19 protein-coding genes and 1 other annotated feature are annotated in these 18,434 nt (G+C 42.0%); of the genes, 2 read left to right on the top strand and 17 right to left on the bottom strand.

Features of this window, described 5'->3' with window-relative positions:
- Positions 1 to 114: 114 nt before the first annotated feature.
- From GHD25_RS16050 to GHD25_RS15985, 15 genes are all read right to left on the bottom strand, one after another.
- Positions 115 to 624: an NYN domain-containing protein gene (locus GHD25_RS16050; RefSeq protein ID WP_164218858.1), complete on the bottom strand. Its 510-nt coding sequence runs from the start codon at positions 622 to 624 to the stop codon at positions 115 to 117.
- A gap of 1 nt (position 625) precedes the next feature.
- Complete coding sequence (gene rlmB, locus GHD25_RS16045; RefSeq protein WP_164218705.1) at positions 626 to 1,369, bottom strand: 23S rRNA (guanosine(2251)-2'-O)-methyltransferase RlmB; 744 nt, start codon at positions 1,367 to 1,369, stop codon at positions 626 to 628.
- Positions 1,362 to 1,769: a Mini-ribonuclease 3 gene (locus tag GHD25_RS16040; RefSeq protein ID WP_164218703.1), complete on the bottom strand. Its 408-nt coding sequence runs from the start codon at positions 1,767 to 1,769 to the stop codon at positions 1,362 to 1,364. Before GHD25_RS16040 ends, rlmB begins: the two co-directional genes overlap by 8 nt.
- A gap of 2 nt (positions 1,770 to 1,771) precedes the next feature.
- The gene (gene cysS / locus GHD25_RS16035; protein WP_164218701.1) at positions 1,772 to 3,172 is read right to left on the bottom strand and encodes a cysteine--tRNA ligase; all 1,401 of its coding nucleotides are present in this window, start codon (positions 3,170 to 3,172) and stop codon (positions 1,772 to 1,774) included.
- Positions 3,153 to 3,821, bottom strand: a complete 669-nt coding sequence (gene cysE / locus GHD25_RS16030; RefSeq protein WP_205601376.1) for a serine O-acetyltransferase — start codon at positions 3,819 to 3,821, stop codon at positions 3,153 to 3,155. Before cysE ends, cysS begins: the two co-directional genes overlap by 20 nt.
- A gap of 33 nt (positions 3,822 to 3,854) precedes the next feature.
- Entirely contained in the window at positions 3,855 to 3,989 is a 135-nt protein-coding gene (locus GHD25_RS20255) for a hypothetical protein (protein ID WP_276207845.1), read from the bottom strand.
- A gap of 70 nt (positions 3,990 to 4,059) precedes the next feature.
- Positions 4,060 to 4,275, bottom strand: a binding site (T-box leader).
- Positions 4,276 to 4,426: 151 nt separating this feature from the next.
- Positions 4,427 to 5,896 carry a glutamate--tRNA ligase gene (gene gltX / locus GHD25_RS16025; RefSeq protein ID WP_164218699.1) on the bottom strand — a complete coding sequence of 490 codons (1,470 nt, stop codon included), beginning with the start codon at positions 5,894 to 5,896 and terminating at the stop codon, positions 4,427 to 4,429.
- A 194-nt stretch (positions 5,897 to 6,090) separates the two neighbouring features.
- Positions 6,091 to 7,191: a PIN/TRAM domain-containing protein gene (locus tag GHD25_RS16020; protein WP_164218697.1), complete on the bottom strand. Its 1,101-nt coding sequence runs from the start codon at positions 7,189 to 7,191 to the stop codon at positions 6,091 to 6,093.
- 317 nt (positions 7,192 to 7,508) lie between these two features.
- Positions 7,509 to 8,882 carry a DNA repair protein RadA gene (radA, locus tag GHD25_RS16015; protein ID WP_164218695.1) on the bottom strand — a complete coding sequence of 458 codons (1,374 nt, stop codon included), beginning with the start codon at positions 8,880 to 8,882 and terminating at the stop codon, positions 7,509 to 7,511.
- 369 nt (positions 8,883 to 9,251) lie between these two features.
- Positions 9,252 to 9,434 (bottom strand): hypothetical protein, encoded by a 183-nt coding sequence (locus tag GHD25_RS16010; protein WP_164218693.1) that lies wholly within the window; start codon positions 9,432 to 9,434, stop codon positions 9,252 to 9,254.
- 29 nt (positions 9,435 to 9,463) lie between these two features.
- Positions 9,464 to 9,679 (bottom strand): hypothetical protein, encoded by a 216-nt coding sequence (locus GHD25_RS16005; protein WP_164218691.1) that lies wholly within the window; start codon positions 9,677 to 9,679, stop codon positions 9,464 to 9,466.
- A 186-nt stretch (positions 9,680 to 9,865) separates the two neighbouring features.
- On the bottom strand, positions 9,866 to 12,310 hold the full coding sequence (clpC, locus tag GHD25_RS16000; RefSeq protein WP_164218689.1) for an ATP-dependent protease ATP-binding subunit ClpC: 2,445 nt from the start codon (positions 12,308 to 12,310) through the stop codon (positions 9,866 to 9,868).
- Positions 12,311 to 12,328: 18 nt separating this feature from the next.
- Complete coding sequence (locus tag GHD25_RS15995) at positions 12,329 to 13,393, bottom strand: protein arginine kinase (protein ID WP_164218687.1); 1,065 nt, start codon at positions 13,391 to 13,393, stop codon at positions 12,329 to 12,331.
- Positions 13,390 to 13,938 carry a UvrB/UvrC motif-containing protein gene (locus GHD25_RS15990; protein ID WP_164218685.1) on the bottom strand — a complete coding sequence of 183 codons (549 nt, stop codon included), beginning with the start codon at positions 13,936 to 13,938 and terminating at the stop codon, positions 13,390 to 13,392. Before GHD25_RS15990 ends, GHD25_RS15995 begins: the two co-directional genes overlap by 4 nt.
- 15 nt (positions 13,939 to 13,953) lie before the next feature.
- Positions 13,954 to 14,418 carry a CtsR family transcriptional regulator gene (locus tag GHD25_RS15985; protein ID WP_164218683.1) on the bottom strand — a complete coding sequence of 155 codons (465 nt, stop codon included), beginning with the start codon at positions 14,416 to 14,418 and terminating at the stop codon, positions 13,954 to 13,956.
- A 369-nt stretch (positions 14,419 to 14,787) separates the two neighbouring features.
- Here GHD25_RS15985 and GHD25_RS15980 point away from each other — a divergent pair, with 369 nt between their 5' ends.
- On the top strand, positions 14,788 to 15,756 hold the full coding sequence (locus GHD25_RS15980) for a M23 family metallopeptidase (RefSeq protein WP_164218681.1): 969 nt from the start codon (positions 14,788 to 14,790) through the stop codon (positions 15,754 to 15,756).
- 83 nt (positions 15,757 to 15,839) lie between these two features.
- The gene (locus tag GHD25_RS15975; protein ID WP_164218679.1) at positions 15,840 to 15,986 is read left to right on the top strand and encodes a hypothetical protein; all 147 of its coding nucleotides are present in this window, start codon (positions 15,840 to 15,842) and stop codon (positions 15,984 to 15,986) included.
- Positions 15,987 to 16,003: 17 nt separating this feature from the next.
- Here GHD25_RS15975 and GHD25_RS15970 read toward each other — a convergent pair whose 3' ends face one another.
- Both GHD25_RS15970 and GHD25_RS15965 read right to left on the bottom strand, forming a co-directional pair.
- Positions 16,004 to 16,873, bottom strand: coding sequence for a fructosamine kinase family protein (locus GHD25_RS15970; protein ID WP_240452392.1), 870 nt, complete (start codon positions 16,871 to 16,873; stop codon positions 16,004 to 16,006).
- Between the two features lie 194 nt (positions 16,874 to 17,067).
- Positions 17,068 to 17,730 carry an MgtC/SapB family protein gene (locus GHD25_RS15965; protein ID WP_164218851.1) on the bottom strand — a complete coding sequence of 221 codons (663 nt, stop codon included), beginning with the start codon at positions 17,728 to 17,730 and terminating at the stop codon, positions 17,068 to 17,070.
- Positions 17,731 to 18,434 lie beyond the last annotated feature (704 nt).

Raw genomic sequence — 18,434 nt, 5'->3', positions numbered from 1 at the left:
GTCTGCCCTGAAAAATCGTTCTTAATAATGTTCAATGTAAAGTCATTATACAGTAAGCGCTTAAAGCTAGTCAATACGGCAAAAGGAGAGAATGCAGCAAATGATTCCTTTTTCCTACATATCCCCCCTTCGCCATTTTTCAAATTGATCCAATATCTTCTCATCCAGGACAATTTTTGACCTGGCAGGCTCTTGGCTACGCACTTCGATATTTTCTTTGATTTTTCTCTCGACGTTTCTTACCTCGATCAGCAGTTCCCTGGCAGATACACGCAATGCGCCCTGCCCGAAAATCGTGCGCTGCTCGGCATAATCGGAAGTGGCGACATATACTTGAGTTTCGACATTTTTCAGCTTTTTTACCAGTTTTTCAATTCGTTCATCTGCTGTTTCCTTCTCTTTTGTGTAAATCACTTCCACTTTAAATGCTTTTGTTTTTTTCATCGTTCCTTTGACTTCATAAGCGTCAAAAACAATAATTACCCGGTCGCCGGAAAATGCCTGGTACTCTGCCATTATTTCAACTAAGCGGTCTCTCGCTTGTCCAATATCTTTTTCCTTTAGCTCTATTAGTTCGTCCCATGCGCCAATCATGTTATACCCGTCAACAAGCAATACATCCATTTTACTCACCAGCCGGGTGTCTTTTCCGGTAGATTTCGTAAAGGAGTAAACTGCATGCTACTGAAGCATTAAGCGAGGAAACTTTTCCCTTCATGGGCAGACTTACCGTCCAGTCGCATTTTTTTTGGACTAAACGGCTGATGCCCTTCCCTTCATTTCCGATGATAACAGCGATGGGCATTGTACCATCAAGCCTGCGGTAATCTTCTGTCGCATCCGATTCCGTGCCCACAATCCAAACATTTCTTTCTTTTAATGCATCAATGGTATTGGCAATATTCGTGACCCTTGCTACAGGGACATATTCGATAGCTCCTGCAGCCGTCTTGGCAACTGCCTGTGTCAGCCCGACAGAACGATGCTTTGGAATAATTACCCCATGTGCCCCGGCAGCATCTGCTGTTCGTAATATAGAGCCAAGATTATGCGGATCCTCCAGCCCGTCCAGGATAATGAAAAAGGGAGCTTCTCCTTTTTGTTCTGCAGCATCAAACAAATCATCAAGACTGGCGTAAGCATAGGAAGCAACATAGGCGATAACACCCTGATGGTTTTTGGCAGAAAGCTGGTCAAGCTTATTTTTTGGTACTTTCTGCACGACAGTGCCTGCATTTTTCCCCAGCTGCATGAGTTTTCCCTGCATGGAGCTGTTCAACTGTTTACTGATAAGCACTTTATTGACCGATCTTCCCGATTTTAATGCTTCGATGACCGCGTTTTTACCTATGATCAATTCCTCACTCATTCTGCTCCCTCCCCTCTTCAATCCATGAAACGGCTTCTTGCAGCAATTCGGACAGCCTTTCTTCATTTTCAGCCAGGAAATGATATCCTATTAACGCTTCAAAAGCGGTACTGTAGCGATAAGTCTGGACAGAAATATTTTTCGGAATGGTGGCGGATTTTGCATTTCTTCCTCTGGCCGCCACCCGTTCTTCTTCCTCTGTTAAAAATTCCGTTTCCAGCCAATGCAACATAACATCTGCCTGGCTTTTTCCGGCAACAAACTTAACAGCCTGATTGTGCAGCTGCTGGGGCTTTACCTGCCCCTTTTTCAGCAAATGTTCCCTGATATGCACCTCATACACAGCGTCGCCCATATAGGCCAATGCCAGACTTTTCATCTGTTTAACATCATGTGTCATAATTAGCCTCTCTTCCAGCGGACGCCCTGTGGTGTATCTTCCAAAATAATATTTTTCTCCTTCAGCTGATCCCTGATTTCATCTGCCCTGGCGAAGTTCCGGCTTTTGCGTGCTTCATTCCGTTCTTCAATGAGTGCCTCAATTTCTTCATCAAGAAGCTCATCCTTACTCCAAGCTTCCAAACCGAGTATATGGAGAAAAGTTTCCATGGCTGCCTGAAAAGCATCAATCACTTTTGCCTGCGTCTGATCCTGCTGTATATACTGGTTTGCTTCCTTGGTAATATCAAACAATACAGATATGGCATTTGCTGTATTAAAGTCATCATCCATGGCATTTTCAAATTCCTGCTTAAAGCTGTTGATTTTTTCCATCCAGTTGTCTGCATCATTCACCAGGTTCATACTGGAGTGTTTCCGGTGCTCCAAGTTTTGATAAGCTGTTTTGATTCTGTTAAAGCTGTTCTTGGCACTCTCCAGCAGCTCCTCTGTAAAGTTAATCGGATTACGGTAGTGTACGCTTAGCATAAAAAACCGGATTACCTCAGGGTCGTGAGCATTTATTAAATCCCTGGTAAGCACAAAGTTATTCAGCGACTTGGACATTTTTTCATTATCAATATTAATGTAACCATTATGCATCCAATATCTTGCAAAGGGTTTCCCTGTCAAGGCTTCGGATTGAGCAATTTCGTTTTCATGATGCGGAAAGGTTAAATCCTGCCCCCCGGCATGAATATCAATCGTTTCCCCCAAGTGCTTTTTCACCATGGCAGAGCATTCTATATGCCAGCCGGGGCGTCCTTTCCCCCAGGGAGAATCCCAGGAAATCTCATCGTCTTTTGCGTTTTTCCAAAGGGCAAAATCAAGAGGATCTTCTTTTTTCTCCCCTATCTGAATCCGGGCCCCCACACGCAATTCGTCAATGGATTGATGGGAAAGCTTTCCATAACCATCAAACTTGCGCGGTTTATAATAAACATCGCCCTCCACTTCATAGGCAAAGCCTTTATCAATCAGTTCCTGAATAAAAGCAACAATGTCATCCATGGTATCCATTACCCTGGGGTTATGGGTTGCTTTTTTTACACCTAAAGCTCCCACATCCTCCAGATAAGCATTAATATACTTATCCGCAATTTCCTGTACCGTTTCCCCCGTTTTTTTTGCTGCATTAATAATTTTATCGTCTACATCGGTAAAATTAAGCACATAATCCACATCAAATCCCTTGTACTCCAAGTATCTCCTTACTGTATCAAAAACAATCGCAGGCCTGGCATTCCCTATATGAATATAGTTATATACGGTCGGTCCGCAGACATACATACTCACCTTTCCAGCCTGCTGCGGAATGAATTCTTCCTTTTCCTGGTTTAATGTATTATAAATTTGAATCGACATGCTGTTTCCCTTCTTTCCATATTGCCATTTCTGCTTTTAGCTCATCAATTTCCTGCTGCAGCTGTCTGCAGCGCTCTTCCACAGGATCAGGTATTTTATGATGGTCCAGATCCCTTCTAACCCTTTCGCCATTTTGCTTGACAATTCTGCCGGGAATTCCCACGACTGTACAATGATCGGGAACATCCTTAAGCACCACGGATCCTCCGCCAACCTTGGAACTTTCACCAATAACAATATCCCCAAGCACCTTGGCTCCTGTGGAGATCAAGGCATTGTCCTCTATCGTGGGATGGCGTTTTCCTTTTTCATTCCCGGTGCCGCCCAGTGTGACGCCTTGGAATATGGTAACATTATCCCCTATTTCACATGTTTCCCCAATAACGACGCCCATGCCATGGTCGATAAATAAGCGGCGTCCAATTTTTGCTCCGGGATGGATTTCAATACCTGTAAAGAACCTGCTGATCTGTGAAATAGCCCGTGCAATAAAAAATAGCCTTTTATTATAAAACCAATGGGCAACCCGGTGATTCCAGACGGCATGCAGGCCGGAATAAGTCAAAAAAATCTCCATATACGTCCGGGCTGCCGGGTCCTGTTCAAAAACAACATCCATATCTTCTTTCATTCGCTTAAAGATCCCCACCCATACTAACCTCCCTTTGTCATTTTTTAAAGCTTAAACTCCGGTTTCCCGGGAATATGATTGATTTCTCTTGGCTTTGATGTTTATCACCCCGGTGAATAAAGCGATGATTGGACGAATGACGTTAACTTCAATTGGGAAGACAACAAAGCCCACCGAAGCACTCATCGCACCAAACTCTCCTGATGAAGTATCCGAGAAAGCTCCGGCAAAATAAAAACGCCTCTGTGTACAATGACACAGAGACGCTAAGGGCGCGGTCCCACTCTGTTTGAAGAAATAATTCTTCCTGCTCGGGGCTCTCGTAACGGGAGAGTTCCGCTGCCATGTACTTGTTTTTCCATAACAGACTCCGAGGGGCACTTCAAAGGGAGGGCTTAAAATCACTCACAGCCAAGGTGATTCTCTCTGGGTAAACCGTTCCGCTTCTACTTTCCCTCATCCACGTTCGCTATATTTTAATCCGGCTGGTTGGAAAACTCATTTCCAAATTAAACCGTACATACTACTACCCTAATTCATGCAAGCAAGTTACCTGCCTGTTGTTTCTTGCATAACTCCTGATGTCATATCAGTATATTATATTCCTGCCCGAATGTGAACAATTACGCTCCCAATTGTTTTAATACCTTATCAAGACGGGTCAAAACCCGATCTTTTCCAAGCAATTCAATTGCCAAAGGAAGCTCAGGCCCATGGGTTTGACCCGTGGTAGCAACACGGATTGGCATAAACAACCGTTTACCCCGGTGTCCTGTTTCCTTTTGAGTAGCTTTAAATTGTGCCTTGATGGAATCCTTCGTAAAGTCATCAAGATGAATCAATTTATCTGTAAACACCTGCAGCACTTCCGGCACCTGCTCCTGCTGCAGCACATCCATTGCTCCCTCATCAAGCACTGGTTCGTCATGGAAAAACAGCTCTGTCAATTCCACAATTTCTGCACCATACCGCAATTGTTCCCGATATAATCCGATTACATTTTCCGCCCATTCCCGCTGCTTGTCACTCATGTTCTCCGGCAGCTTTCCGGCTTCAATTAAATGCGGCATGGCCAGGGAAATAACATCATCCAGGTCTGCTGCTTTAATGTATTCATTATTCATCCACTTTAGCTTATGGCGATCAAAAATAGCAGCGGACGTGGACAATCTTTCCGGATCAAAAATTTCTATAAGTGTTTCTTTATCAAAGATTTCTTCCTCACCCACAGGCGACCAGCCAAGGAGGGTAATAAAATTAAACAAAGCTTGTGGAAGATAGCCCAAATTATGGTATTGCTCAATAAATTGCAGTATATGCTGATCACGCTTACTCAGTTTCTTCCGTTCTTCATTTAAAATCAATGTCATATGTCCAAATGCCGGTGCTTCCCAGTCAAAGGCATCATATACCATCATTTGCTTCGGCGTATTGGAAATATGTTCCTCTCCGCGCAGCACATGGGAAATCTTCATGAGATGGTCATCAATTGCCACTGCAAAGTTATATGTCGGAATTCCATTTTTCTTTACAATCACCCAGTCCCCAAAATCACTGGATTCAAATGTAATGTTTCCCCTGACAATATCAGGGAATGTATATGTTTTATTTGCGGGCACCCGCAGCCGAATACTCGGTTTGCGTCCATCCTGCTCAAACTGTTCGATCTGTTCTTCTGTTAAATCACGATGTGCTCCGGAGTATTTCGGAACCTCACCGCGTGCCCGTTGTGCTTCCCGTTCTTCCTCCAGCTCCTCTTCTGTCATATAACATTTATAGGCGAGTCCTCTTTCCATCAGATCGTCCACATATTTTTGGTAAATATCCAGCCGCTCTGTTTGCCTGTACGGACTGTAATCTCCACCAATGTCAGCACCCTCGTCCCATTCAATTCCAAGCCATTTCAGAAATTTCAGCTGGCTCTCCTCGCCGCCTTCCACATTCCGCTTATCATCTGTATCTTCAATCCGAATAATAAATTTACCGTTAAAGTGCTTGGCATATAAATAATTAAATAGTGCTGTACGCGCATTTCCAATATGCAAATGGCCTGTGGGACTAGGCGCATAACGTACACGAACTTGATTTGACATGACAGTGCCCCTTTCTGTTTTCCTGCTTGTACTTATCTATTGTCTATTGCATACTTAAATTCGGCTGTCCAGCTTTGATAAAATATGACACAGCCTGAAGGGGGTTTTTTCCAGCCCCCTTAAAAAACCTGTATTCTTCATAGAAAAAAAGTGATAACTATTTTAATATGTTATCACTTTTTGTTATACCCTTTTTACAATGCTTTTTCAAGTAATTTCGGTTTTGCAAATATCATTCGGCCTGCCGATGTTTGGAGGACACTCGTTATGAGTACTTCAATCGTTTTTCCGATATAATTTCTGCCTTCTTCCACAACAATCATGGTTCCATCATCAAGATAGGCAATTCCCTGGTTGTGTTCCTTGCCGTCTTTGATCACCTGAACAACCAATTCCTCACCGGGCAGTACTACCGGTTTAACTGCATTAGCCAAATCATTAATATTTAAGACTGCAACACCTTGTAAATCGGATACCTTGTTTAAGTTAAAATCATTCGTTACGACAATACCATCAATCACTTTTGCAAGTTTAATCAGTTTGCTGTCCACTTCATGAATGTCTTCAAAATCTCCCTCATAGATTTCCACATCCACCGGAAGCTCTTTTTGAATACGGTTTAGTACGTCCAGACCGCGGCGTCCCCTGTTTCGTTTTAAAACATCGGAGGAATCTGCAATGTGCTGCAATTCCCCAAGGACAAACTGCGGAATGACAATTGTTCCTTCAAGAAAATTCGTCTGGCAAATATCAGCAATGCGTCCGTCAATAATCACACTTGTATCCAGTATTTTCGGTTTTGGCTTAGCCGGATCTTTTGCTTCCTCCGCATCTGCAGCTTTTCTTTTATCCCGGTCTTTCCTGTTTTTATTCATTAAATTAATAAACTCATCTCTTCGTCTGAAACCGACCTGAAAACCTAAGTAACCGAGTACAATCATAATGAATAATGGTATAACCTGTGATACTACTTCAATATTAATGTCCTGCAGCGGCATATTAATGAAATAAGCAATCACCAGCCCCAGAAGAAGGCCAATACTGCCGAAAAACAAATCCACTGCCGGTACTTTAATAAGTGATTCTTCCACCCACTTAAGGAAATTAACAACGTAGCCCGCCACCATGTATGAAATAAGAAAAAAAATAATTGCCCCCAATATAGTCCCCAGCCATGGTGAAGCCAGCCACCCTACTTCCGTGAAATCCAATAGATTCACAATCGCGGGTATATACAGATATCCTATGGTACCCCCCAAAATGATAAAGAACAAATGAACAATTTTCCTCAGCACCTCTTATCACCTCCTAATTTTGCGGATAATTATAAAAATCTCTTTTTCGCCCAAGTTCAAGGGGCTTCATCATACCCTCCTGTCCTTAAGCTTTTACCATATAAATCCGGCGCTTAGCCAGGATTATTAATATTATTGCCTTATTATAAAAAAATAATCCAAAAAAAGTAAGAATCACCTATTATACCAAGTAAATAATATCATATCACAGTATAACATTCAATTTAAATAAAATTAATATATTACCATATACAAATATAAATAGCAATATAATAACCTACATTTTTTCCCCATTTTCGACAAAAACCGTCATATGCTTAACGGGAAACCCCCACATGAAGTGCTTCCTGAACAGTCTTCACACCGATTACCTCAATTTGATCGGGAGCCGTCCAGCCATCGAGATTGTTTGCCGGACATATCACCCGTTTAAATCCGAGCTTTGCCGCTTCCTGTACGCGTTGTTCAATCCGGGAGACACGTCTAATTTCACCGGTCAGCCCGACTTCACCAATAAAAATATCGTCCGGTCTTGTCGGCTGGTCCCGAAAACTGGAGGCAATGCTGCAGGCAATGGCAAGGTCTATAGCAGGCTCATCGAGTTTCACTCCGCCAGCTACTTTAATATAGGCATCCTGGTTTTGCAGCATTAAACCAACCCGCTTTTCCAGCACTGCCATTAATAATGGCACCCTGTTCTGATCAGTCCCTGTTGCCATTCGGCGGGGATTGCCGAAAGCTGAGGGAGATATTAATGCCTGAATCTCCACAAGTACCGGCCTGGTCCCCTCCATCGATGCTACGACAGTGGAGCCGGAAGCTCCCTCAGACCGTTCTTCCAGAAAGATTTCAGAAGGGTTCATGACTTCCCGCAGGCCTTTTTCCTTCATTTCAAAAATTCCCATTTCATTCGTGCTGCCAAATCGATTTTTTACTCCTCTTAATATACGGTAAGTATGGTGCCGTTCTCCTTCAAAATATAAAACAGCGTCCACCATATGTTCGAGAAGTCTGGGGCCCGCAATCGAACCTTCTTTTGTCACATGTCCGACGATGAAAATGGGTATACCGTTTGTTTTTGCGATTTTCATTAATTCCGAAGTGCATTCCCTGACCTGGGAAACACTTCCCGGCGCGCTGGAAATTTCCTCTTTGTACATAGTCTGTATGGAGTCAATAACCACAAAGGATGGCTTGATTTCTTCCACTTGTTTGGCAATATCAAATAAATTGGTTTCCGACAATACATATAATAAATCAGATGTAATATCCAACCTGTCTGCACGAAGTTTCGTCTGACGGATCGACTCCTCTCCGGATACGTATAAAACCGGCAGTTTTTTATCCGCCAGCTGAGCAGAAATTTGCAACAGCAAAGTGGACTTTCCAATCCCCGGGTCTCCACCGATCAATACAAGCGATCCAGCTACAATCCCGCCCCCGAGCACGCGGTTAAACTCTCTCATTTCCACAGTAACCCGGGGTTCCTGCTGTGTTTGAATCGACGAGATCTTTTCCGGCTTATGTGCCACATTCCTGCCCACATTAAATGTATGCTTATTCCGGTTACCGGATGCCTCCATTTCTTCCACAAAGGAATTCCAGCTGCTGCAGCCTGGACATTTTCCCATCCATTTTGGTGATTCATAACCACAATGCTGACAAACAAATTTCGTTTTCCGTTTAGCCAAATTTCTCGATCCTTTCTATTTCTATTATAAACAAATGATAGAGCTATAAAGTTACAGATTCCTATCAATTTAGTTAAAAATTCCATAGTAGTGCCACAGTTAGGTAAAATGAGAGAAAAATAATTGCTGACAGCAACAGAAGATAAAGATGACTTTTATTGCTTGAGGGAAAAAGCTGATTAATGGGCAGAAACAATACAAATAACTCATATAAGCTGTCTCAATAACCCTTGGAGCTGCGGGCATGCTTTATGTACTGATCCGCCTGTCCCCGTGTTTAAATTGATTTTTGAGCAGAAGAAATTTTATAGCATAAAACGAGCAGCTTCACACAAAATAATGTCGTTCTTTTACTGAGGTAAAATCTGTTCACTTATTCAGTGTAATACTGATTTCATACTTTCCATCTAATTCTTTTTCCTGTACTTTCCAATTGGGGGACAGCATTTGCTTGATGCCGGATAATGTATCTTCACCCGCAATTAATTTAGCAATGCCTTGTTCAGTAAGCTCATACATCTCTTCCGTAATGTCAAATTTCAGTTTTAACAAATTCCTTAATCCATTTATTGTGATGAATTTCACCTGATAGCCATCATGAATGATGGAATGAAATGCGTGGTTATCTTTTTCATGAAGGTCAATAAGTGTTTGAAAATCAAAATTGGAATGCTGCTTATTCCAGGAAGCAACGTTTTTTTCGAAACTGACTCCTCTAATTCTTCATTGGTTACACCACTTGCCCGAACTGTTTCAATCAAATATGCTTCCATTAATGATATAGCATTTATTTTCATATTGCTCCCCCTTGTATGCCTTCTTCTCTTTCTTCTTTATACCAAAATTGTTGCGATGACATACACCACCTCATCCAAATTGTGAAACAATAATAATGATGAAAAAGCTGGAAGACAAAGTGCTTCCAGCTTTTTCGGCTTCAGCCATAAAGGCTTAGTGACAAGCCGGGTTTTCCAACAGGTGCTTCAGGATTTTGCCACACTGTTAGGCAATACAATAAATTCCCCTTTATTGTTCAAGCCAATTTTCACTTTTTCACCCTTGGAGATATTCTCTTTTAACAATTCTTCGGATAAGAGATCCTCAATGTTTTTCTGAATGGATCTTCTGAGTGGCCGGGCACCATATTCAGGCTCGAACCCTTCATTGGCAATCTTCTCCACAGCCTTATCCGTGAGTGCAAAATCAATCTCCTGCTCTTTCAGTCTGCGCTGAAGCTGATTAATCATCAATGTGACAATGTCCTTCATATGCTCCTTCTCCAAGGAATGGAAGACGATAGTTTCATCAATTCGATTCAGGAATTCAGGACGGAACGCTTTCTTCAATTCATCCAATACTTTACGCTTCATTTCTTCATGTTCCTGACCTTCATCCTCAAGATTGAAGCCGACATATTTATTCCGCTTCAGTTCACTCGCGCCAACGTTGGATGTCATGATGAGTACCGTGTTGCGGAAATCAACGACCCGGCCTTTAGAATCCGTGAGACGCCCATCTTCCAATACCTGAAGCAGAATATTGAATACCTCCGGATGTGCTTTCTCTACTTCATCAAGCAAAACAACCGAGTACGGTTTTGTCCGGACCTTCTCTGTCAGCTGTCCGCCTTCTTCATAGCCGACATACCCTGGCGGTGAACCTACCAAACGGGAGGTAGCGTGCTTTTCCATATACTCCGACATGTCGATTCGAATCATTGCGTCTTCATCTTCAAACATGGCCTCTGCCAAAGCCCGGGCAAGTTCCGTTTTCCCGACTCCTGTTGGTCCCAGGAAAATAAATGATCCGATTGGACGTTTTGGATCCTTCAAGCCTGCTCTTGCCCTCCGGATAGCTTTGGACACAGCATTTACAGCTTCTGCCTGGCCAATGACCCGGTCATGAAGAATTTTTTCCATATTTAAAAGACGGTCACTTTCATCCTTTGTTAATTTGGAAACAGGTACACCAGTCCAGATGGATACAACACTGGCGATGTCTTCTACGGTAACTTCAGAATCAGTCTGTCCCTGCTTTTCCTTCCATTCATTCTTTGTTTCATCCAGTTCTTCCCTTAGCCGCTGTTCGGAATCACGGAGGGAAGCAGCTTTTTCAAACTCCTGGCTTTGCACCGCAGCGTCTTTTTCTTTGCGTACTTCATCCAGCTTTTGTTCCAAATCCTTCAGGTTTGGCGGTACAGTATAAGAACTCAGACGCACTTTTGACCCCGCTTCATCGATTAAGTCAATAGCTTTGTCCGGTAAAAATCTATCGGTAATATAGCGGTCTGATAAATGTGCTGCTGCTTCAATAGCTTCATCCGTAATAGTCACACGGTGATGGGCTTCATAACGATCACGAAGTCCATTCAGGATTTGCACTGTTTCCTCCAATGTTGGCTCATCTACTTGAATTGGCTGGAACCTGCGCTCAAGTGCGGCATCCTTCTCAATATATTTCCGGTATTCATCGAGAGTGGTTGCACCAATACATTGCAGTTCCCCCCGCGCCAGCGAAGGCTTTAGAATATTGGATGCATCAATGGCACCTTCTGCTCCGCCTGCACCGATCAATGTATGCAATTCATCGATAAATAAAATGATATTGTTGGCCTGGCGAATCTCTTCCATTACTTTTTTCAGACGGTCTTCAAATTCACCGCGGTATTTTGTGCCTGCTACAACCGTTCCCATATCAAGGGTCATCACACGTTTGTCGCGTAATGTTTCCGGAATTTCATTATTGATGATCTGCTGTGCCAGCCCCTCTGCAACAGCTGTTTTTCCAACTCCGGGTTCTCCGATCAAAACCGGGTTGTTTTTTGTACGGCGGCTGAGCACTTGAATAACCCGTTCAATTTCCTTGCTGCGTCCGATGACAGGGTCAATATTACCTTCTTTGGCACTTTCCGTTAAGTCTCTGGCAAGGGAGTCCAAGGTTGGTGTATTGGCACTTGCCTGCTGATTGCGCCCCTGCCTTCCTGCCTGGGATTCATTACTCCCCAAAAGCTGCAGCACCTGCTGCCTTGCTTTATTCAAACTGACGCCGAGGTTATTTAAAACACGGGCGGCCACGCCTTCTCCCTCCCGGATTAAACCGAGCAGGATATGCTCTGTTCCCACATAGGAATGACCCAGCTTTCTTGCTTCATCCTGGGACAATTCCACCACTTTTTTGGCCCGTGGTGTGTAGTGTATGGACTGCATCGGCTGTTTTCCGGTGCCGATTAAATTTTCCACTTCCTCCTGAATTTTTGCCACTTCCAGCCCAAGGGACTGAAGGGCTTTCGCTGCGATGCCTTCTCCTTCTCTTACCAACCCCAAAAGAATGTGTTCTGTTCCTATATTATTATGACCTAGCCGGACTGCTTCTTCCTGGGATAAAGCCAATACTTTTTGTGCCCGCTCGGTAAAACGTCCAAACATCATATAACTACTTCCTCCTATCTAATTCTCCAATTGTAATCTTTCACGAATAAGGGTAGCACGCAGTATATCCCGCTGATTCGCTGTCAATGACTGTTTTTGGTAATGCTGCAGGAATCCAGGCTGCGTTAAAATCATGAGTTCATTTAATATATTACGTGAAACTTTTTTTATTAACCCCAAATCAATCCCAAGCCTGACATTGGACAGGCACTGGGCTGCCTCTTTGGATTCAATTATTCTCGCATTTTCCAGCACACCGTAAGAACGGTATATACGGTCCTCTAATTTAGTACCGGACTGCTCCTGAATCCTGCTCCGGGCATTTCTTTCATGTGTAATTAATTGTCTGACAACACTTTCCAAATCATCGACAATATCATGTTCCGATTTTCCCAGTGTAATCTGATTGGAAATTTGAAATATATTCCCCTGTGCTTCACTGCCTTCTCCATAAATTCCTCTCACTACGAGACCAAGCTGGTTGATTGCGGGGATCATCCTGTTTATTTGTTTTGTCATCGCAAGTGCAGGCAAATGCATCATGACCGACGCGCGCATCCCTGTACCTACATTGGTCGGACAGCTTGTTAAGTATCCTCTTGATTCATCAAATGCATAATTGATTTTTTCTTCCAGCCAATCATCAAACTCAAATACTTTTTCCAGCCCTTCCGCCAGCTGGAAGCCGGGAAAATAGAGCTGGATTCGTATATGATCCTCTTCATTAATCATCACGGAAACCTGTTCATTTTCTGAAATGAGTACTGCCGAGGTTTCGGCGTTTTTCACAAGATGCGGACTGATCAGGTGTTTCTCAACCAGGACTCTTTTTTCAATGGAAGATAAATCTTTGATGGCAATAAAAGCAAAGTCTTCGTAATTCTGAAATGACTGGTTTTCATAATTTGTTTTGAAAAAATCACGGATTTCTTCCAGCTTATCTGCATCAGCAAGAATCGGATAGGGCACATTGGCAAAATTTCTGGCAAGCCGGATTCTGCTGCTCAGCACTATATCACTGTCCGGTCCCTCCTCCTGCATCCAGGGACTGATTGCCTCATTCATAAAATTTTGCAGTGTCATGGGCGATCACCTTCTTTTCCAATATCCTGCTCATTTTCCAATGCCTTGATTTTATCTCGAATTTCTGCTGCTTTTTCAAATTCTTCACTTTCTATCAGGGTTTTCAGTTCCATTTTATAATTTTCAAGTTGTCTGCGTTTGTGCAGATTCCCCCCTTGGCGTTTCGGGATTTTCCCATGGTGCTTTGTATTTCCTGAATGCACCCTGCGAAAAATGGGATCCAGCCGTTCGGAAAATGTGTCATAACACACTGCACATCCAAACTTGCCAACGCGCTTAAATTCAGAGAAAGTCATTTCGCATTTCGGGCACTGAAGCTCTTTGACCTGTTGAAATGGACCACCCTGAGGGTTTCCCATGGCCTGGGATTCAAAGTTAATCAGCCCCGAAAGCAGATCATGCAGGGAATAACCTTCCTCCGGATATGTCTTATAGCCTTTTTCCCTTGCACATACCTCACAAACATGCACTTCCTTTTTATTTCCGTTAATTACCTGGGTAAAATGAAGTGTAGCGGGCCGTTTCTGACATTCCTGGCATTCCATCCGGTTCCCTCCTTATTAATTCAAATATTTCAGTGTGGACAGCATTGTTGTTAAGAGACGCGTGCGAATTTCATCCCTTAGCGGCAATTGAAAAGCAAGGACATTTCTATCCATGACACTCGCCATTATTTTCATTTCCCGTTCAGTGATTAATTCCTCTTCCACCAGCCGGTTCAACACATCCAGTGCTACCTGCTGTGTTACAGTCGGCTGAATCATCGCTATAATTTCATCTATCAGCTCGGATTTGTCCTGGTGGACTACTTTAATAATACGTATATACCCTCCGCCGCCGCGTTTACTCTCTACTATATACCCTTTTTCCACCGTAAACCTTGTATTAATCACATAATTTATTTGAGAGGGGACACATTGAAATTGATCCGCTATTTCACTGCGTTTAATTTCAATAACATTTTTCCCTTGTGCTTTTAATATTTGTTTTAAATACCTTTCAATAACATCGGAAATATTGCTCATATATGCCCACCTCCTTTTCCTGACTTTGACTATCTTTGACTTAATTATTATTATACGCGATATTTTATCAGATGCAACTACAATCCTATAGTTTATTTTTGTCAAAAAGAGCGAAAGCAAAACATGTTATTTAAAAAGGAAGGTTTTATTGAAGGACCTTGATCATGAGTATATATTTGTTAAAGATAATTTTAACTGTTTATACTTCCCTCATTTTGTTGCTGCTGAGCTGACTATGGGAAGGGGGAGGATAATACAACAAACTAATAATTTACTGTCGCGTTTGGCTTTATACAAGGAAAACCTTTATAAGCTGAATCTTTTTCAGCCTTCAGCCGTATTTTTAAGGGGAGAAAGGAAGGTATACACATGAAATATTATTTAGTTGCTTTATTGACTTTCTTTAGCATCATTGGTTTAAGTGCTTGTACAACGGGAGAGGAAGAGCCCCGGGAGGAGGATGAAGAAATGAACACGGAGCCTGTTTCACCCGATAAATTTACAAATCAATTTTTAGATGGTGACTTTGAAAGGCTGTATAATCAAACCAGCAGCGAATTTCAGTCCATTGTAACATTGGATGAATTTGTGGAACTCGGTGAAGGTTTTAATGCAAATGTAAACAATTATGAGCTCATCTCTGAAGTACCTATTCAAAATATGCAGGAGTATCAATGGATCAGTGACCAGGGAGATAAAGGGATTCGAAGTTATTTTGCAGAGGATCTGACCATTGAAGGTCTTCAGCTCATTCCCATTGCTTCCTACCCGGAAAGTGACGAAACTTATACGGAAAATACTTACCGCATGCCAATAAATGAAGAATGGTATACTTTCTGGGGCGGTACGAATGAGCTGGTCAATTATCATTATCCTTTGGAAAATCAAAGGTATGCGTATGATCTGTTTATCCTGAAGGAAGATACTTCCTTTAATGGGGATCCGGAAGAAAACGAAAGCTATTTTGCATTTGGAAAAGAAGTGGTTGCGCCTTTGGATGGCGTCATCATCTCTGCGGAAAATACTATTGCCGATAACACACCAAATGTGGATACAAATGAGGAGCAGCTGCTTGGCAATCATGTAGTCATCGAACATGAAAACGATGAATACAGTGTTATTGCCCATTTAAAAGAAGGCAGTCTTCGGGTCAGTAAAGGAGACAGTGTAAGTGCAGGTGATATACTTGGATTAGCCGGAAATTCCGGCAACTCCAGTGAGCCGCATATTCATTTTCATGTTGCCGACAGTGCCGACTGGGAAAATGCAGCCTCAATTCGAATAAAACTTGAAGATGAAATAGAGCCGGTGCGCGGTGAAACAATTACCGGTTTTTAACATGACCGGCATGAAAGGTGTTTGCTGTACTAGGACATCCGCTCCTTTATATATAAATGTATAATAAAGGGGGAAGGATGAAAATGAAAAGTATTGACTGGCAAATGTTATTATTTGTTGGAGGATCCATGGTTCAGGAAATGTGGATTTATTATGGGCTTCCCCGGATTTACTACTTCCATTCAGCTCAGGATGTAAAGGGTAACGGGAAAAACAGCGATGCGGCCTGAAGAGGATTATCTTCAGGCTAATCTGTATATCTTTTCAGTATTCGATCCACCGATGACCCGTATGATTCACCAAACATGTTTAGATGGACCAGCAGGTAATACAGTTGATATAACTCCTTTTTATCGTTATATGTATCAGATAACGGAAAAACTGAAGTGTAGGAGTCATAAAATCGTTGGGAAAACCCGCCAAAAAGCTCCGTAAAAGCGATATCCAATTCATGATCCCCGTATAAAATGGATGGATCAATCAGGTATGGATTTCCTTCCTTTCCAATCATCCAGTTTCCTCCCCATAAATCTCCATGCAGCAAGCTGGGGGTGGGAGCTTCCGGAATCCAACGGTCCATTTGCTCCATTAATGCCATGAGCATTTCTTTCCTTTTTCCCTTTATGGTCTTACGGTTAACGCCAATCTTTAATTGTCCGCGTAAACGATAGTCACGGTAATAAGAAACCCAATTATCCACCAGTTGATTATCCTGCTCCAGTTTCCCGATAAAGCTTTTTTCATCTAAACCAAAGGCTTTTCCTTCTGTCCGGTGCATAGCAGCAAGTCTTTCTCCAAGCCAGTCCTCAGTAGACTCCTTTTTTTCTCCTGCTATCCATTCCATCCATAACATGGGGATATTCTCCTGTTCATCCGTATAGACCCCATATACCTCAGGGACATGTAGTGTACCTGTGTTCCCGATCTTCTCCAATCCCCTTTTTTCAAAATTGAAAAAGGCTGGATCCACGGACCGGTTTAGTTTAACAAAGAATTCCCGGTTTTTTGATTGAACATAATAAGCTTCGTTAATATCCCCGCCGGTTACCGACCGGGTCGTATGAACAGTATCATATGCATCAATTTGCCGCAGAGTCTTTTTAAATAATTGTTGCAATATACTCCTTCCTTTCAGTTATTAGCTTCAGTTATTAGCTGATGAACCTATTATAACTTCTTAACCTGCAGGTGAAAATGTGAGGCAAATATAGAAAAGGATTGCGGATTAGAGAGCATTTTTCTCTAATCCGGCAGTTACTAGCATTACTACAGGGATTACAAACATAAGTATGTCTAGATGCCTAGAGCGATTTATTCCACGTCCGAAATTATTTTAACAGCATCCATATTTGCAATTTCCTCAAACAATACCAATCGCTCAGATTCGGAAATTTTCTCTACTTTGATAAGAATATGCTTGTCGCCTTCCTCCTTCGTAATCTTAATATTATTAATGGTTATGTTTCTCTTTTCAAAGCTCGCTGCAATATTTTCCACTTTTAATTCAGAAACACCAATGATTTCGATATCCGCTGCGTCCGTATTTTTTCTTTTTTTATGAATAAATAGACTTTCGAAGTTATTAAGAAAGATGAGACTGATTAAAATTACCATGGTAGTAAACACGGCAGCAGCATACATTCCTGCTCCCACAACCAGACCAATCCCGGCTACAGCCCAGATTGAAGCTGCTGTAGTCAGCCCGCGTATAGTACCGCCATACACAATTATCGTCCCTGCACCTAAAAATCCAATTCCGCTGATCACATACGATGGAATACGGGCAGGATCAAATCGCACATTATCATACGTTTCTATAAATACCTCAAAGCCAAACAGGGATAACAGCATCATAAGACATGCCCCCACACCAACAAGGATGTGCGTACGGAAGCCTGCGAAATGTCTCTTTACTTCCCGTTCGAATCCAATAACCCCGGATAATACAAGCGCGATTAATATCCGGATGACCATGGTACTAAAGTCTTCGGTAAATATCTCTTCAATAATTTCTAATGCACCCACCCCCTAAACCAATTGCTTTATTTATTTTACCGTAAATGGTCTCTTTTCTAAAATAATAACCTCAGTTCTTCCTTTTATAAATAGGATAGTGTCCACACTTCTGGAAAAAAACAAATGAAACACCCATAGAAATGGGAGGGTAAATTGTATCCCCTTTTCAAAGACAGCTTAAACGATTTTACACTATTAATACTGGATCTAAAATCCTATGATATAAAAAAAAGAAATTTACAGATGAAATCGTCCTTCTATAGACAATACTGTTGAACAGACTTATGTACGATTTTTTTAATTATGATTTGCTTCATACAATACGTGGGAAAAATGAAGAAATTAATATAGGACAGGTTTATTCTTATCATGGTAAATTAGCTAATCTTGATATAGACTTCTATACAATAAGAGAAAATATGCCGACAGAAAGGTTTATTGAAAATGATTATGAATTAAACCGGGAAGTCTTGGTATGAACGGTAAATATTAAACGCAATGTGAACGAGGTACTAGATTATAACATTGATGGCATGATTACTGATCAGCCGAAAGAGTCCAGCAAATTTTGGATAATATGATAAAAAAGGTTTTAAAAAACCAGGATACGAAATAAATCGCATCCTGGTTTTATCGCCTGGCGGCGTCCTACTCTTGCAGGG

The organism is Virgibacillus aidingensis (genome assembly GCF_010994035.1).
Lineage (GTDB): Bacteria > Bacillota > Bacilli > Bacillales > Amphibacillaceae > Virgibacillus_N.
Note: the sequence above shows the minus strand (reverse complement) of the source record. Positions and strands in the feature narration are given on the sequence as shown.

Coding starts and splice junctions, on each gene's coding strand:
- rlmB (WP_164218705.1), bottom strand. CDS start 1,369: ATGAGTGAGGAATTGATCATAGGTAAAAACGCGGTCATCGAAGCATTA.
- GHD25_RS15990 (WP_164218685.1), bottom strand. CDS start 13,938: ATGGAATGCCAGGAATGTCAGAAACGGCCCGCTACACTTCATTTTACC.
- gltX (WP_164218699.1), bottom strand. CDS start 5,896: ATGTCAAATCAAGTTCGTGTACGTTATGCGCCTAGTCCCACAGGCCAT.
- GHD25_RS16050 (WP_164218858.1), bottom strand. CDS start 624: ATGGATGTATTGCTTGTTGACGGGTATAACATGATTGGCGCATGGGAC.
- GHD25_RS15980 (WP_164218681.1), top strand. CDS start 14,788: ATGAAATATTATTTAGTTGCTTTATTGACTTTCTTTAGCATCATTGGT.
- GHD25_RS16040 (WP_164218703.1), bottom strand. CDS start 1,769: ATGACACATGATGTTAAACAGATGAAAAGTCTGGCATTGGCCTATATG.
- GHD25_RS15975 (WP_164218679.1), top strand. CDS start 15,840: ATGAAAAGTATTGACTGGCAAATGTTATTATTTGTTGGAGGATCCATG.
- GHD25_RS16005 (WP_164218691.1), bottom strand. CDS start 9,679: ATGAAAATAAATGCTATATCATTAATGGAAGCATATTTGATTGAAACA.
- cysS (WP_164218701.1), bottom strand. CDS start 3,172: ATGTCGATTCAAATTTATAATACATTAAACCAGGAAAAGGAAGAATTC.
- GHD25_RS20255 (WP_276207845.1), bottom strand. CDS start 3,989: ATGAGTGCTTCGGTGGGCTTTGTTGTCTTCCCAATTGAAGTTAACGTC.
- clpC (WP_164218689.1), bottom strand. CDS start 12,310: ATGATGTTTGGACGTTTTACCGAGCGGGCACAAAAAGTATTGGCTTTA.
- GHD25_RS15965 (WP_164218851.1), bottom strand. CDS start 17,730: ATGGTCATCCGGATATTAATCGCGCTTGTATTATCCGGGGTTATTGGA.
- GHD25_RS15995 (WP_164218687.1), bottom strand. CDS start 13,393: ATGACACTGCAAAATTTTATGAATGAGGCAATCAGTCCCTGGATGCAG.
- GHD25_RS15985 (WP_164218683.1), bottom strand. CDS start 14,418: ATGAGCAATATTTCCGATGTTATTGAAAGGTATTTAAAACAAATATTA.